Here is a 16809-nt window from a genome sequence, read left to right on the forward strand (position 1 = left end):
CGTCAGTGAGGGAGATTACTGACGAGGGAGGAAGGCGTTGGTCTTCCAAAGATCATAGCCGTCACGGAACTCGTTCATGTCGGCCAGAACCTGTGCAAAGAAGGCGTCATTGGCGGCTTCTTCAGCAGCAACCTCTTCCCAGGTTGTGCGGAACGTGTCCAGCATCTCGGGCGACCACTGCTTGATGGTGACGCCGTTGTTTTCAACGTTGTCGATCAGAGCCGCGTGCTGAATGGCTTCGCCTTCGGCAAAGCTGTCCGCCATCGAGGCCTTACAGGCGTTTTCGATGATCGCTTTGTGCTGATCGGTGGATTCGTTCCAGACGTCCTTGTTGATCAGCAGTTCGAATACGGTCGCTTGCTGGTGCCAGCCGGGGAAGTAGTTGAATTTCACCAGTTTGTGGAAGCCCAGACGCGCGTCGATGGCAGGCATCGAGAACTCGGTCGCATCGATCGCGCCTTTTTCCAGCGCGGGGAAGATTTCACCGCCCGGCAGCAGCGAGGTTGCAACGCCCAGTTTTTGCATGACCTTGCCACCCAGACCGAAGAAACGCATCTTCAGACCGTTCAGGTCTTCGGGCGAGTTGATCTCGGTTGCGAACCAGCCCGAGGTTTCGGGCGCGATGATGGCACAGGGCAGAACTTTAACGTTGTAGCCGGCCTGATCATACATTTCCTGATACAGGGTCATACCGTTGCCGTAATACATCCACGCCATGTATTCGCCAGCCTCGGGGCCAAACGGAACGGCCGAAAACAGCGGCGCGGCCGGGATTTTACCAGCCCAGTAACCGGCAGTGGTGTAGCCCGAATTGATCTTGCCGGTGGAAACGGCGTCCAGAATCTCGAACGGGGGAACCAGTTTGCCCGGCTCGTAGACTTTCATCTTCAGCGTACCGCCCGACATCAGGTCCAGCTGCTCGGCCACGCGCGGGATCGGCGAACCCAGGCCCGGCAGTTCGGTCGAGAAGGCGATCGGGGTTTTCAGCAACAGCTTGTCAGCGGCAACCGCGGGTGCGGCCAGCAGGCTGGCGGCCACGGCGAGGCTCGTCAGGGTCTTTTTCATAAAATCTCCTCCAGGTTGGTCAGGGCGTCTACCCCAATCAGTGGCGCAGGCTCTTCCAGCGCCTCTCCGGTGGTAAACTAACTTTACCAGTCCAAACCAGTCAACAATTTTATTTACCACTGGCTTTTTTCACCTTCACCCATTTCTGAACTAAATTCGCGCCATTCCGGGACATTTCAACGACATCAGGTTTCAGGAATTGCTCATTAATCGTTCAAATACATAAGGCTGCGCTCAATTATCCTGCCCAATACGGTCGCTTGAATTTTTGCCTGATATGGTTATATTTATTTACCAGTAACTCCTAATCTGACACTTAGCGGAGGCACAGCGCCATGAGCCCCACAGCGATTTTTGAACCGGTCGGACACGAATCGCTGGCCGAAGCCGTCGTTGCCCAGATTGAGGATCTGATTGCGTCCGGCATCCTGAAACAGGGCCGCAAACTGCCTTCAGAACGGGATCTTGCCGAGATGCTGCGGGTATCGCGGCCAAAACTGCGCGAGGCTCTGGCGGTTCTCGAAGAACGCGGTCTGGTCACCACGCAGCATGGTGAAGGCACGTTTGTGGCCGCTCTGACCGGTCAAGCAATGATGCCCGCTTTGCTTGCGCTCTACGAACGGCACGAACCTGCCTTTTTTGATTATCTCGAATACCGGCGCGAACAAGAGGCCTTTGCCGCCCGCCTTGCGGCACGACGCGCGACCAAGGCGGATAAAGAGCGGATCGCAGAAATTCTGGCCGAGAATGAACGGGCCTGGCAGGCAAAGGACACCAAGGCCTCGCAAGAGGCGGATTTCGCGCTGCATTCGGCAATCGTGGATGCCAGTCAGAATGCGACTCTGATCCACATGATGGCGTCGATCTATGAACTCACGCGCAAGGGCGTTTTTTATAACCGCGATTTTCTGAAAACAATTGACGGCACCGGAGAGAAACTGCTGGCCCAGCATCTGGAACTGGGCAAGGCCGTGATCGACGGAGATGAGGCGCGCGCCGCAAAAGCCGCAACAGACCATATCGATTTTGTCGAAGCGTCCTTCAGATTGGGGATCGAACGCAATCGCCGCGAGGCAATGGCTGAAAAACGCAGGATGCTGTCAGGGCAGTAACGGCCATACTTGCGCGGGACCGTGTCTGGTCGTCATCCCGGTTGCGGTATGACTCGGAATATCTCGATCTCCTGCCCCAACCCATTGACCTGATGCTTTCCGATTGTCTGGACCAACGGCCGGACATGTCCTGCTACGTTTGACGACACCAGAAGGGACTCACCCGGTTCCTTGCACAGACCCTGCACACGGCTGGCGATGTTGACAGCGGTGCCGACAACGGTGAAGTCCAGTCGGTCGGGGCTGCCGATATTGCAAAAAGTCACCGCGCCATAGTCGATACCGATGACAAACTCGATTGCGTCCTTACCCCTGCCGCCAGCGGCAGCGTTATAGTCCCGCAAATTGTCCAGCGACTGTGTTGCCGCCCTCAGCACGTTCGGTATAGACCTCATGCTGCGATTTCAGGTCCAGATCCGATATCCGTTTGCGCAGGCAGGTTCTGGTATCGACAACATGTTCAAACGGGCTGCTTTAGCAGGAGCTTGTAGTCGAAACCGCTGCGGGCACGGTGTATTTCCGTGCCCCGTCCGGTATCCAGATCATCCCCCAGCGCTGATCAAAGGGTTGGCGTAGCTTTGCCCGATCCGAACCCTGGACAAGGGCACGTCCAGTTCCGTCAAGGCAGGGCAATAGCGTGAGATGATCCGGGTATTGTCACCCAGCATCCTTCCGTCCGAAACCAACCACGCGGTCAGCTGCGCGACATTGGGCATGGGTTACCCTCTGGCACAGACACCAGCCCGGATCACGCGCTCCGCAAATGACCGGCCCATCAGGGTAGAAGATCAGACACTTTGCTGAATCCGGCCAGATCAAACCCGAAGGAAATCGGGTCTCCGACCCTGTTTTTGCCTTCGATCGTCAACTGATCACCGGCCCGCATTGCTGACATCCAGTCCGATGAGACAGGAGAGCGGGCAAAGCAGCCTTGCGCTTCGCAGGTCAGGAATTCTAGGCGCGCAACCTCGGCACCATCGACCTTGGCGACCAACCCTTCGGAAAACAGCAGACCAAACGGCAGGGTCAGTACGGTTTCAGCCTCGTCTTTCCCCGCCGGTTTCACGAAAGCGATAGAGGTAAGCCTTTGGTTGTTCTCGGTCAAAACAATGCTTTGGGTCATTTCGCAGATCAGCTCGGTGCCGTTGACCAGATTGCTGCAATTGACCGACCAAAGCGGCGCGTCGTTTTCCTGCGCGGCAAGTGGAAGTGCCAGGCCCAGTGCGGCCCCCAATGCGCAAATCCAAGTTTTCATACTGCTGTCCCTCATTGATTAGAATTGTACACCAAGACCAAGACCGACCTGCAGGGCCTCGGTCGAGTCTCCGAACATATGATCAAGGCTCAGGTTGATAAAGCTGCTGTCGTCCAGTGCGAACAGTCCCAGCCGGGCCGAGACCAGCCCATGGGTGTCGCCGATATAGCTGGTGTTCGAGAACCCTCCGTCCGCGGCGCTGGCCCCTGCAAACCCGGCGCTGACCGACACGGTGGCATCGGATGAGATGATGGCACCGGCCCGCAAGCTTGCGCGCAGTTTCTGCTTGGCGCTCAGGACCTGTTCCGTTCCGATCTCCAGCGACGGGGTCAGCGCATAGATCATTTCGCTGTCGTCCTGCAGGACAATCCCCGACAAGGTCGCGTCGCCGTTGGCGTCGGTCGCCAGACGCATGGCATCTACGGCGATCTCGGGCCGCAGATAAGAGCTGCCACCGGCAAACCTGTGGTCATAAGCAAAGCTCAGCCGCAGGTTCTGGTGGTTCATCTTGTGCTTGATCGCGCTGACGCCAGCGGTGTCAACGATGCCGCCACCGGGCAACATGCCAATGATCCCGCCCGCCCGGAGCGTGTCATAGTCGGACCATCCGGCAGACAGCATGGCGGCAAACTCCCACGCGCCGGTGTATTTGGTCAGCGACGCGCCCAGATTGAACCGGTCGCCGGTCGCATTGTACTGCGATCCGTTCCGCAGGCTGATCCGGTCATGGCCCACCGCGAACCCGGCATAAAGCTCATCCCCGACCGGCAGACGGACACCGGCAGTGAGGTTTGTGGCGTTGATGTCCAGCTCATCGTAGATGCCGGTCTGATCCCGGTCGTAGAAGGACCTTCCTCCGGTAAACCAGATACAATTGCGCGGATCATCACCCGCCTGATAGTCGGTAAAGCGCTCGCAATTGTGCAGAGTGTCAGCGAATACCCGAGTGCCATAATAAGCGTCCACCGCATCCGAGGCGTAGTCCCCTACGGTGAGGCTGTCGATTGCGGCGATGACATCAGCCTCGGACATCATGTTGCCGATCAACGCGAACAACTCGCCTTGCGCGGCAGACCCCTGCCCGTTCAACACCTGGTTGATGTAATCCCCAACGGCTGCCTGGTTCGCGTTCATATTGGTGGTCGAGTAATCCGGCGTGATCACCAAATCAATCGAGCTGCCGTCCGAGGTCGAACCGTTCAGGCCAATCGAGTAATCCAGCACCACGGTGTCCTGAATCGTTGTTCCCGCATCCGCCGCCACGCCATCGGGGTTGACGATAACCAGCGGCAAGGCCCGTTCCAGCGTGTTCAGTTGCGGTAACAGGGTGCCTCCCATCGTGGCATCGCCGGTAACATTGATCAGATCGCTGTCACCACCCGCAGCCCCCGAGGTCAGGAAATACACGTCAAAGACCGAGCTTGCCGTTGTGCCAAAGGCCAGGCTGCCGGTCAGGTTCGTGGTCTGGCTGACGTTTCCGGCAAAGACAAAGTCACCCGCCTGAACATTCGACGTAAACTCCGTGTTCAAGCCCCAGTTCGCCCCCAGAACGAAGTCGCCATTCACCTGCATCACCCCGGCCGCGCCCAGATTGATCGTATCCAGCGCATAGAAGGCGCCGCCATCCTCGACCGTCAGGCCATTGGTGCCCGCGCCCAGATCGATGTTGCCAAGGGCTGCGCCCGCAAGCGAGACCTGCTCATTGCCGTCGCCGCCGTTCACCAGTTGGTTGTTCCCGGCAAGCACCACCGTGTTTTCCGACAGCGTCAGCACATTGTTCGCGCCACCGTCCACAACGATTGAGGCAACAGAGTCCGCCTGCCCTGTGCCACCCATGACGACACCATCGAACCCCAACGTAATGGCCCCCGCCCCGTCGCGCCCTTCGGATTGCGCCAGAACACCGATACCGCCTTCGCCGACCGACAGGATATTGCCGGTCAGGGCCATATCGATGGCACCGCCGGACCCCGCTCCACCCGCAGTCCCGCGGAAGACCGAGTCCACCATGCCGCCACCGCCGCCCAGCGACTGCGCGACAACGCCAATCGCGTTCTCTCCGGTGGTGACGATTGTCCCGGTTTGGGTAAAGCCAATATCTCCGCCGTCACCGCCATTGTTGGTCGACAGATCCACGGTGACCCGGCTGGCCTCCATGTCGGTCGAAACCAGACCGCCGCCGCCGCCGATGCTCTGAATGACGAAGCCGTGCGATCCGGTGCCGCTGGTGGTCACGTCACCGACATTGGCGAAATCGACATCACCACCGTCACCGGTCGAGCCGTCCTGCGCGCCCAACGTCACGTCAGCCTGTCCAAGGCCCGAGATGACGACCTCGCCACCGCCTGCGCCGATGCTTTGGATGCTCTGGCCAAAGGAGCGGTCACCGCTGGTGAACACGTCGCCGTCCAGCGACAGGGTGATATTGCCACCGTCATTGTCAAAGCTGGGGTCCGACCCCAGGATCACCGACGCGACCTTGTTCGTATCGACGGCTCCGGTGCTGTTCAGCACCAGTTTTCCGCCGCCGCCGCCGATGGATTGCGCCGAGCCCGCAGACGAGAACGCGCCATCGGTACCCACATCGCCCGTGCGGCTGCCATTCACATCTCCGCCGCCGGCGTCATCGGTGTCAATCGCACCCAGACGCGCGGTGATGTCGATACCGTCGCCGTCCTGCACATCGACATTGGTTGCCGAGGTGCCGCCGCCGCCGCCGACACTCTGCAGCATCATCGCCGTCGATCTGTCACTCGTTGTGGCGATATTGCCCGTATGCGACTGCGCAACCTGACTGCCTGCCATGCCCGAAACGTCGTCACCACCCAGCGCGATATCGCTGCTGACAACGCTGCCGGTTGCGCCACTGGTCGTGGTGGTGAAATCGACGGAGGTATTGGTATTGCCACCGCCGCCGTTCACGGACTGGGCAAAAACCGCTTGGCTGCCTTCACCATTTACAAGGATGTCCCCGGTTGTGTTGACCGTCACGGTTCCCACCGACCCGGTGGAGCCTTCGCGCGCACCAAGCACCTGCGAAATCGTGTAGTCCAGCGCCGAGACCAGCGGAGAGGACACAGAATACCCGGCATTGCCGCCACCGCCGCCAACGGATTGCGCATAGATACCGAACCCGTTTGTGGCATTCACCACAATCGCACCCGTGTGGTTGACCGTGACGTCGCCGCCATCCGCACCATCGCCTCCGGAGCCGCCAATGGCGATCTTGGAATAGGATTTGCCGGTCATGGTGTTCTTGAGGTCATTCACATCCATCGCGACGGCCAGACCGCCATTGCCGCCGCCACCGCCGACGGATTGCGCCATGATGCCATAGGCCCCGGCGCCATCGACCTGGATGTCGCCGCTGTTGGTGACCACCACGTTGCCCGCAACATTGCCGCTGCCGCCCGAGCCGCCGATGTTCAGCTGCGCGGTCGGAGAGCTGCTGTCCCCGGTCTTGAGCCGCACCGTCCCCGTGATCGAGCTGCCGCCATTACCGCCGCCGCCGCCAATGGACTGCGCAAAGATACCGTGCGCTCCGGCGCCGGTGGTCACGATGGTCCCGGCATTGGTCACCGATACGGCGCCGCCAATACCACCAGTTCCACCCGAGCCACCCAGGCCGAATTGCAGCGCCCGCCGTGTGCTGGCCTCGGCCCCGCCATAGCGTCCATCGACCGAAATGGTCGATCCGCCATTGCCGCCACCACCGCCGACCGATTGCGCAAAGATACCATGGCTTTCCGCGCCGGTGGTCAGGATCGTTCCGTCAGTTTCGTTGACAACGGTCACGGTGCTGCCAGCCCCACCAGTGCCGCCGGTGCCTCCGATCAGGATGGCGTTGGTGGTGGACCCGTCAGAGGACCGGCCCAGAATGATGTTGCGCACCTGTTGCGCGTCACCGCCGCCGCCGCCAACCGACTGCGCATAAATACCAATGGATTTGTCGCCCGTGGTCTGGATCAGGTCACGGTTGGTCACGGAAACAGCTGCCGACATTGCCCCGGTGCCACCGTTGCCACCGATAGACAGGGTCGCGGTGTTGCCGATCTCCTTACGCAGGCTGATGATGCGGTTTTCGACCACACCCCCCATACCGCCGCCGCCGCCAACTGACTGGGCGTAGATGCCGTGCGACATGGTGCCTTCGGTCGTGATGATCCCGTTACTGACCACGGTTACGGTGTCCGAGGTCATGCCGTCTCCACCGGTGCCGCCGATATTGATCGATGCGGTCGTGCCCACAGATGAGGGATTGACCACCGCCTTGATCGTGTCGAGGTTCGACTGACCGGCCTGTACCATCCCGCCGGTGCCACCTGCCCCGCCGATGGACTGCGCCATCAGACCGACCGAGCGGTCTCCGAACGTGGCGATCTGTGCAGTGTTGGTCACGTCGACCTTGCCTCCGACGCCGCCGCTGCCGCCGGTACCGCCAATGGACAATGCCACCGAAATACCCTTACCGGCCGAGTTGCTGGCCTTACCACCAGTGCCGCCACCACCGCCAACCGACTGTGCAAACACGCCATGCGCGTCGGTGCCTTGCGTGACAACTGTGCCCGCCACCACCGAGGTCACATCGCCCGCAGCACCGCCGGTGCCGCCTTCCAGACCTACTGACAGGCTGGCTTTGTTGCCTTTGCTGTCTCCGGTTTTTGGCGTGCCGATGCTGACCGAGGTCGAAGACGAGTTGCCGCCGCCATTGCCGATGGACTGCGCGAAGAACCCATAGGACCCATTGCCAGCCGTGCTGATGATCCCGTTCGAGCTGGCATAGACATCACCACCGCTGCCGCCGGTGCCGCCGGTCCGGCCGATCTGAATGTTGACGTTGCCGCCATCCACCGAGGTCGAGGCCGAGTTATAGCCCGCATTACCGCCACCGCCGCCGACGGATTGCGCGAACAGGCCATGAGAATTCGCCCCGACAGTAGTGATGTTCCCGGTATTGCGAACATCGACCGAGCCGCCGATACCGCCTTCACCCGTGCCACCGCCGATGGCCAGACCAAAGCCCTTGTTGGTCGCATCCGAGGCCAACTCATAGGTCATGCCAAGGTTCAGGGCCGCGTTGCCGCCGCCGCCGCCGATGGACTGACCAAAGACGCCGTGACTGCTGTCCTGCAGCGTGACGATATCGCCGTAGTGGTCGATATCCACCGTACCGCCATCGCCTGCGGTTCCGGCATCACCGCCGATGGCGACCACAGCCGACACACCGGTTTTGTTGCCGGAAGAATCCGCCGGGTTGGTTTTGCCTTCCAACTCGTCCAGCACCTTGTTGTAATTGGCGATGACCGAGTCATCGACGCCCGAATTGGTCGGCGTCTTGCGGTCGGTTGAATCGCCGGTGCCGCCATTGCTCTGGTTGCCGGTGGTCTTGCTGATGCCCACAACCGCATTGATCCCGGCGTCGCCGCCGCCGCCGCCAATACTTGACGCCTCGATCCCGTGCGAGCCGACGCCATCGGTCACGATAGTCCCCGCCGCCAGCGCAGCCGTGCCGCGCGCGACGGTCACGTCGCCTGCGTCGCCGCCGCCGCCGCCAAAGCCGCCAATGCCCATGGCAATGGGTGAGCTGTCCTTGGTGCCGACGAATGTCGCATTGATGCCGCCGGTGCCACCACCGCCGCCGATGCTTTGGGCAAAGATCCCGCGGGCGTGATAGCCGTTGGTCGCGATATTGCCGGTTTGTGTGACCGACACGTTCCCCGCATCCGCCCCGATACCGCCGTGGCCACCCAGACCACCGACAATGCTCAGATCGGTCTTGCCGTTGGAATTGTTGGAATCGCCATAGTTCAGTTGCCCGGTCACGTTCAGCGCACCATTGCCGCCGCCACCCGCGATGGATTGGGCCAGAACACCGTGTTTCCAGTTGCCGGCAACCGATACGGTGCCAGCGTGATCCACTGTCACATCGCCCGAGATATTGCCATCGCCACCGAAACCGCCGACCCCGAAAGTGACCGACGGAATCTTGCCGTCCTTGCTGAGCGCAATCCCGCCCGAGACGTTCAGGCCGCCATTGCCGCCACCGCCGCCGATGGACTGCGCCATCAGACCGGCCGAGCCATCGGTGTCCGGTTTTTCTTCGTTGAAGACACCCATGTCGATGAACAGCCGCTCCAACCCGAAGGTCGAGGCCAGTTCTTCGGTCTCATCCACAATCGTGTCGCCAAGGAAGTCGCGCAGCTTGTCCTCGAACGTGGTGGTGTCGGGGATCGAGATATCGTCCGGGTTCGTCGTCACCGTGATATCCGCCTGCGACGTGACCGTGACGTTGCCCGCCTTGCCACCGTCGCCCGCAAACCCTCCGACACCCACGATCAGAGAGCTGTCGGACACGATCCCGCCCGAGACGTTCAGACCACCATTGCCGCCGCCGCCGCCAAGCGATTGCGCCAGCAGGCCGGATTGCCCGGTGCCATGCGCCATGATCGTGCTGCCTGCGCCGATGTTCACATCGACATTCCCGGCATCACCGCCACCGCCACCAAAACCGCCGACACCCACGACCACGGCATAAGACTTGCTGCTGTCTGTCTGACCTGCCCCGGGTTTACCACTGATCGCGATGCCGCCGGACACATTGGTGCCGCCATTGCCGCCGCCGCCACCCAGCGATTGCGCAATAATACCGCTGGCGCCCTTGCTTTCATCCACGGCGAACGAGCCGTCGGATTGCTGCACCATCGGCACCGCCTGCAGGTTGCCGGTGTAATCCAGATCAACGTCGCTGGCGTCTCCGCCCGACCCGCCAAAGCCGCCAACACCCGCCGCAACCGAGAAGATCGTGTCCGAGCCGGATGGCTTGGTCAGCGCCAGAGAGCCCGAGATGTTCACGCCACCGGTGCCTCCACCGCCGCCAAGGCTTTGGGCGAACAGGCCATGCGACCCGTCGCCCGCCGTCACAACGTCGCTTTGAACATCCAGCGTCACCGCCCCGGCATTGCCGCCGCCGCCGCCAAAGCCACCAAGGCCCAAGGCAACCGCCGCACCGGATTTCCCTGTCAGGTTCACTGCGCCCGAGACGTTCAGGCCACCATTACCGCCACCACCGCCAACGGATTGCGCCATGACACCGATACTGTCCGTGCCAGTGGTGACCACCGAGGTCGTGCCGCTGCCATCCGTCGAGGATTGCAACGTGCTGATCACATCACCCGCATTGCCCGCGCCGCCGCCGAAACCGCCAACACCCAGGCTGATCGATCCGCCGTTTTCTTGGCTGATGCCCAGCGAGGCCGAGATATTGGTACCGCCATTGCCGCCACCGCCGCCGAGGCTCTGCGTCAGAATCGCAGTACTGTTGTTGCCACTGGTAGACACACCACCCGTGATGATCGATTGCACCAGCGCCCCGGCATCTGCGCCGCCGCCTCCGAACCCGCCAACGCCAATAGCAACCGCCGCGTTGGCCGACCGGGACAGGGACAGGGCAGCCGAGATGTTCGTGCCGCCATTGCCGCCGCCGCCACCAAGGCTTTGGGTCAGAATGCCGACTGAGTCGTCGCCCGTCGTCGTGACATTGCCGGTGACCTGCTGCGTAACAGTGTCTGCCGCGCCGCCATCGCCGCCGAAACCTCCAACGCCGATCCCCAACGCGCCCGAGTAGTTGCTGGCCACCGAGATCGCTCCGGAGATATTCGTGGCACCATTACCGCCACCACCGCCAAGGCTCTGCGCAATGATCCCGGCCGAACGTGCGCCCGAAGTGCTGACATTGCCGTCAAAGGTATTGTCGACCACGCCGCTGGTGCCGCCATCGCCACCAAAGCCGCCCACACCAATGCCCGCCGCACCGGACCCGGTGCGCGCAATGCTCAGCGCGCCCGAGATGTTGACACCGCCATTGCCGCCGCCACCGCCGACGGACTGAACCAGAACGCCGGTTGCATTGTCACCGCTCGTGGTGACGTCACCCGTCACCGAACCCTTGGCCGCACTTGCATTGCCGCCATCGCCACCGGACCCGCCGATGCCTACGCCAATTGCACCGCCTCCGGTGCCCGAGATGTTCACGGCGGCCGAAACATTCAGCCCTCCGTTACCACCGCCGCCGGCCGCGGATTGCACCAGAACACCGCCCGAATTGTCGCCCGCTGTGGTGACATTGCCCACAACCGTACCTGTGGCCGTGCTCGCGTTGCCTCCGTTGCCGCCGCTGCCGCCAAGGCCGACAGAGGCACCGCCACTGCCTTTTCCGGCAACCGTCACCGTGGCCGAAACGTTCATGCCACCATTGCCGCCGCCGCCGCCAAGGCTCTGTACGATGACGCCACCGGAATCGTCGCCCTGCGTCGAGACATTGCCGGTCAGAGTGGCCTTCGCCGTGCCGCCATTGCCACCGGTGCCGGATGCGCCACCCAGACCCACCGACGCGCCACCCGCGCCGGTGCCCGCCGCAGCAACCGCGACCGAGATATTCATACCGCCATTACCACCGCCGCCACCGACGGATTGCGCCAGCAGACCGGTTGAGGTGTCACCCAGCGTCACAACGTTGCCGGTGACATCTGCGGTGACCGCCGAGGCGCTGCCGCCACCCGTTCCACGGCCACCCAGACCCACGGCGACTGCGCCCGAGCCTGTGCCCGCACCGCCGACCGAGGCCGAAACGTTGAAACCACCGTTGCCACCGCCACCACCGATGGATTGGGCAACAACCGCGCTGGATTGCGCGCCTTCTGTTCTCACACTGTTGGTAACGGTCAGATCGACGATGCCGCCCGTACCGCCGCTACCACCGGACCCGCCCAGACCAACAGTAATTGCGCCCGAGCCCGTTCCAGCCGCCGCCAATGCGGGCGAGACGTTGAAGCCGCCATTCCCACCGCCGCCGCCAACGGATTGCGCCAGAATGCCCACCGAAGCATCACCCTTGGTCACCACATTTGCCGTGGTGATGGCGGTGACCAGGTTACCGTCGCCGCCGCCATCGCCTGAACCGCCCAGCCCGACAGAAAGCGACCCCGCGACGGTGCCCGCGCCCGATACGGTCGGCGAGACATTGAAGCCGCCATTGCCACCACCGCCGCCGAGGGACTGCGCAACAAAACCGCTTGAGGCGAAACCATCGGTCAGAATGGTTCCGTTTGAGGTCAGTGTGACATTACCGCCATTGCCGCCGGTGTCACCCGAACCGCCAAGCCCGACGCTGACAGCGCCACTTGCTGTGCCTGCGCCGGAAAGGACTGGTGCCACGTTGAAGCCGCCATTGCCGCCGCCGCCGCCGATGGATTGCGCCACGACGCCCGAGGACTGGTCGCCGCGGGTTTCAACCGCCTTGTTGGACTTGGCGATAACGGTGTTGCCGTCTCCGCCACCCGCGCCTTTGCCGCCAAGGCCAACCGAAACGCCGGCCCCAGCTGTACCCGACCCCTGCACCGACGCGCTGACGTTGAAGCCGCCGTTACCACCGCCGCCACCGATGGATTGCGCCAGGAAAGCAGTAGACGAGTCGCCTTTCGTCAGGATTGTCCCGTCCGATGTCAGAGTGACTGCGCCGCCGTCACCACCACCTGCGCCGGTGCCGCCCAGCCCGACGCTGACCGCGCCGCTGGCCGTGCCTGCGCCCGCACCAGTGCCGGAAATGTTAAACCCGCCATTGCCGCCACCACCGCCAATGGATTGCGCGACCACGCCCGAGGACCGATCTTTGGCCGTTTCTATAGAATTGGTTGTTGTCAAATTGACTGAACCACCAGTGGCCCCGGTGCCACCATCACCGCCCAGGCCGACCGAGATCGCACCGCTGGCAACACCCGCACCCGCCAGTGAGGCGCTGACGTTGAAACCGCCGTTGCCACCGCCGCCGCCAACGGATTGCGCCAGAACCGCCGTGGAATCCGTCCCGCCTGTGCTGACAGTGCCGGTCACACGGCCGGTGACGGAATTCCCGATCCCGCCGCTATTGCTGCCGCCGCCAAGGCCGACCGTGACAGCCCCGCCACCCGCACCGGCCCCGGCGATCCCGGCTGTGACGTTGAACCCGCCATTGCCACCGCCGCCGCCAATGGACTGGAACACAACACCGCTAGAATTGTCGGACAATGCTGTGACATTGCCGGCAATCTGGCCTTCCACCACACCGCCAGCGCCACCCGCGGCCCCGTCGCCGCCAAGCCCGACGTGGATTGTACCGGCCCCGGCACCTGCCGCGGCAACTCCTGCAGTGACGTTGAATCCACCGTTACCACCGCCGCCGCCGATGGACTGGATTACCACACCCGTGGAGCGCTGCCCCTCAGTCCGAACATCACCATTAACGCGAACGCCCGTGACGGTTCCGCCAACGCCGCCGCTGCCGCCGCTGCCGCCCAGGCCCACTTCGACAGTCCCAGCACCTGCGCCACCAGCCGCCAGGCCCGCCGCTACGCTGAAGCCGCCATTGCCGCCTCCACCACCAATGGATTGTACGACCACCGCTCCGGAATCATCACCGCGCGTGGTGACATCCGCATCGACCTGAGCGGTAACGGTTCCCCCTGCCCCGCCGCCACCAGCTTTGCCACCAAGACCCACGCTGACCGATCCGGCCGCCGCGCCGCCAATATCTGCGCTGGCCCCGACGGCATAACCGCCATTGCCGCCACCGCCACCGACGGACTGCGCCACGACACCGCTTGAAAACGCACCACTGGTCTGGATCGCATTGCCACCTGCGATCAGAGTCACCTTGCCCCCGGTTCCTGCGCCACCGCCATCGCCGCCGACGCTTACATTTATCCCAATCGCTGCAACACCACTTGCGCTAACCCCTGCGGCGATGCTGCCGCCGCCATTGCCGCCGCCGCCGCCAACCGATTGCGCAATAATCGCGCTGGAATTCGTATTCGTCGTGGTAACATCCGCTTTGGTATAGACCTGAACTATCCCACCATTACCTGCACTGCCCGCCTTACCACCAATCCCGACCGAGACATTGCCGGAAAACAGCGCCGAAGCGCCGCCGGTCGCAGCGACCGCCAGTCCGCCATTGCCGCCGCCGCCTCCAACAGACTGGAAAAGCATTCCTGTTGACCGATTACCGGTCGTGACAACTGTGCCCTCGAACCCTGCGACTGTGGCAACGCCACTGCTGTTGAACTGGCCGACCGTTACGTCTCCGCCAGTGCCGCCAGTGCCGCCATCGCCACCGACACCCACAGCCAGAGATCCCGAAATCGGGCCGCCGGATGCCGCAACCGACACAGCATAGCCACCGTTGCCGCCACCGCCGCCAACCGATTGCAGCATGACGCCAATAGAGTCATCCTCACCCGTTTGCACCGAAGCTGAACCGCTGCCGCTTAAGGTTACGTTGCCGCCGTCGCCGCCATTGCCTGCCTTGCCGCCTACGGACACCGACGCCGCGCCAAAGGCCCCCACGGCGACCGAAACCGCACCACCACCATTGCCACCACCGCCGCCTACGGATTGTGCAAAGACGCCTGTCGATCGCTTACCCGAGGTCTGAATCGCCGAAGGCTGGCTGCTGTCCGTATTCGAAAGCGTCACATTGACGTCGCCGCCATCGCCACCGGCACCGCCATCGCCGCCAATGGCAACGCCGACAAACGCACCCACGGACCCGGATGAGCCGCCATTGCCACCACCGCCACCGATGGATTGAGCCAGAATGCCCATCGCATCGTCTCCTGATGTGGTGATGATGCCGTCATTCACGATGGTCACGGTCGAACCACTGCCGCCACCGTTGCCGCTGCCGCCCACGGACACCATGCCTCCGGACGAGCCGCCGTCACCGCCGCCGCCGCCGATGGACTGCGCGATGATACCGCGTGCCCCGTCTTCGTCGGTCACGATGCGCCCGTAGTTGCTGACACTGACCGCAGCACCCGTGCCGCCTTTGGACCCGGTGCCGCCAATGGCGACCAGACCGTAAGAGTTCGCGCCCGTACCGCCGCTGCCGCCGATGGATTGCGCCATGACACCGTCGGCGCCCACGCCCGAGGTCAGGATACTGCCGCTGCCCAGGACCGTGACACTGACCTTATCGCCGCTGCCGCCATTCGAGCCGACACCACCCAGAGACAGCGACACCAAACCGCCCGCCGTTCCGCCCGAGCCACCACCGCCACCGATGGATTGCGCGACGATCCCGCGTGCGAAATCGCCTTGCGTTTCGATCGCGCCTCCATGTGAAACCGTAACCTGACCGCCATTGCCACCATTATCCGCGCCACCAATCAAGGAAACCAAAAGGTTGCCACTGGTCCCCGCAGACCCCCCCGAACCGCCAATGGACTGGGCATAGATTCCGTTCGCAAAATCGCCGGTTGTCAGGATACTGCCGGTAGACGTCGTATTGACGGTCACCGTACCGCCACTGCCGCCGTAACCACCGTCACCGGAGGACCCGACCAATCCCCACTGAGATCCGCCATTTCCGCCATTGTTCGACACACTCAGCGCATAAATGCCGTCGGCTGAATCTCCGGTTGTCGAGATGGTGCCCTGTTGGATTACGGTGACGTTGCCGCCATCGGCCGAATGCCCGCCGGTGCCGCCGCCCGGCGCCGCAAAGCCGCTGCCACCATTCCCTGCCTTGCCGCTGCGGCTGAATGCGAAAATACCGTCATTGCCATCGCCCGACGTCTGGATCGTGCTGGTCGTGGTTTGCGTCGCGGTGACCGTACCACCCTTACCGCCATCGCCACCGTCACGCCCGCTCCAGAAGCTCAGATACGAGTCGCCACCCTGCCCGCCATTGCCGCCGACACTGCCGACCTGCCAACCGATATTGCTGGTGGCATTGACATCGGTGGACAGGGACTTTGTCTGAGTTGGACCGTTTTTCCCGCCGCCGCCCGAGCTTGGCGGCACAACCAGCGCACCATCACGCCCGTTGCTACCGTTCTGGCCATAAACAACCTGATTGACGCCGTTCGGCCCCGAAACATCCTCGGGTGGGGTCACGGTGCCTGCTGTGCCGGAACTGTTGAAGTTGCTGTCGTATTGGGAAACGGTCATCTGCGTCGACAAACTGGCCGTGCCAGACGCACCGGAATTGCTGAGTTGGGCCGTCGTTCCGGTAATGGAAACAATATTAAAAGCTAACGGAGGATTGTCTGAATTGTAAATCGTGTCGCCCGCGCCTTTGACCAGAAAAACATAGCCGTCCGCCGTTTCGACAAAGGCTGTTGTCCCTGCTGTTGGCGTCGAAGCCGGGTCCACGATCAATGCGCTTACGGTGGTATCTTGTCCGGTTACAGGGTTGGTAACCGTATCGCCAACCTTCGAGTCGGACGTGGGTGCGGCAAGCGATGATGTTGAAATCAAAACGAAAAAGGAAATCGCCAATAGCAGATTTGATTTCATTATTACTCTCGAACCTCGCACCCGTTTCAGCCCATACACATGGCA

The 16809-nt window shown here is 62.4% G+C and carries 6 protein-coding genes; 1 reads left to right on the top strand and 5 read right to left on the bottom strand.

The features are described from left to right. Positions 1-15: 15 nt before the first annotated feature. Positions 16-1065, bottom strand: a complete 1050-nt coding sequence (locus tag GOX88_RS12280; protein ID WP_170401938.1) for a TRAP transporter substrate-binding protein — start codon at positions 1063-1065, stop codon at positions 16-18. A 335-nt stretch (positions 1066-1400) separates the two neighbouring features. Here GOX88_RS12280 and GOX88_RS12285 point away from each other — a divergent pair, with 335 nt between their 5' ends. Next, positions 1401-2177, top strand: coding sequence for a FadR/GntR family transcriptional regulator (locus GOX88_RS12285; protein ID WP_170401941.1), 777 nt, complete (start codon positions 1401-1403; stop codon positions 2175-2177). A 32-nt stretch (positions 2178-2209) separates the two neighbouring features. On the opposite strand, the gene GOX88_RS12290 is transcribed toward GOX88_RS12285, so the two are convergent. The 4 genes from GOX88_RS12290 to GOX88_RS12305 form a co-directional block, all read right to left on the bottom strand. After that, a complete protein-coding gene (locus GOX88_RS12290; protein WP_170401944.1) occupies positions 2210-2572 on the bottom strand; it encodes an adenylate/guanylate cyclase domain-containing protein in 363 nt (120 codons plus the stop codon). A gap of 147 nt (positions 2573-2719) precedes the next feature. Further along, a complete protein-coding gene (locus tag GOX88_RS12295) occupies positions 2720-2893 on the bottom strand; it encodes a hypothetical protein (RefSeq protein WP_170401947.1) in 174 nt (57 codons plus the stop codon). A 59-nt stretch (positions 2894-2952) separates the two neighbouring features. Continuing rightward, positions 2953-3432: an invasion associated locus B family protein gene (locus tag GOX88_RS12300; protein ID WP_170401951.1), complete on the bottom strand. Its 480-nt coding sequence runs from the start codon at positions 3430-3432 to the stop codon at positions 2953-2955. Positions 3433-3450: 18 nt separating this feature from the next. After that, a complete protein-coding gene (locus GOX88_RS12305; RefSeq protein WP_170401954.1) occupies positions 3451-16764 on the bottom strand; it encodes a hypothetical protein in 13314 nt (4437 codons plus the stop codon). Positions 16765-16809: the final 45 nt, after the last annotated feature.

The organism is Ruegeria arenilitoris, from assembly GCF_013030985.1.
GTDB classification, from domain to species: domain Bacteria; phylum Pseudomonadota; class Alphaproteobacteria; order Rhodobacterales; family Rhodobacteraceae; genus Ruegeria; species Ruegeria arenilitoris_B.

What these genes read in the sequence shown, in the direction of transcription:
- GOX88_RS12280 (WP_170401938.1), bottom strand. Translation starts at nt 1,065, where the DNA reads ATGAAAAAGACCCTGACGAGCCTCGCCGTGGCCGCCAGCCTGCTGGCC.
- GOX88_RS12285 (WP_170401941.1), top strand. Translation starts at nt 1,401, where the DNA reads ATGAGCCCCACAGCGATTTTTGAACCGGTCGGACACGAATCGCTGGCC.
- GOX88_RS12290 (WP_170401944.1), bottom strand. Translation starts at nt 2,572, where the DNA reads ATGAGGTCTATACCGAACGTGCTGAGGGCGGCAACACAGTCGCTGGAC.
- GOX88_RS12295 (WP_170401947.1), bottom strand. Translation starts at nt 2,893, where the DNA reads ATGCCCAATGTCGCGCAGCTGACCGCGTGGTTGGTTTCGGACGGAAGG.
- GOX88_RS12300 (WP_170401951.1), bottom strand. Translation starts at nt 3,432, where the DNA reads ATGAAAACTTGGATTTGCGCATTGGGGGCCGCACTGGGCCTGGCACTT.
- GOX88_RS12305 (WP_170401954.1), bottom strand. Translation starts at nt 16,764, where the DNA reads ATGAAATCAAATCTGCTATTGGCGATTTCCTTTTTCGTTTTGATTTCA.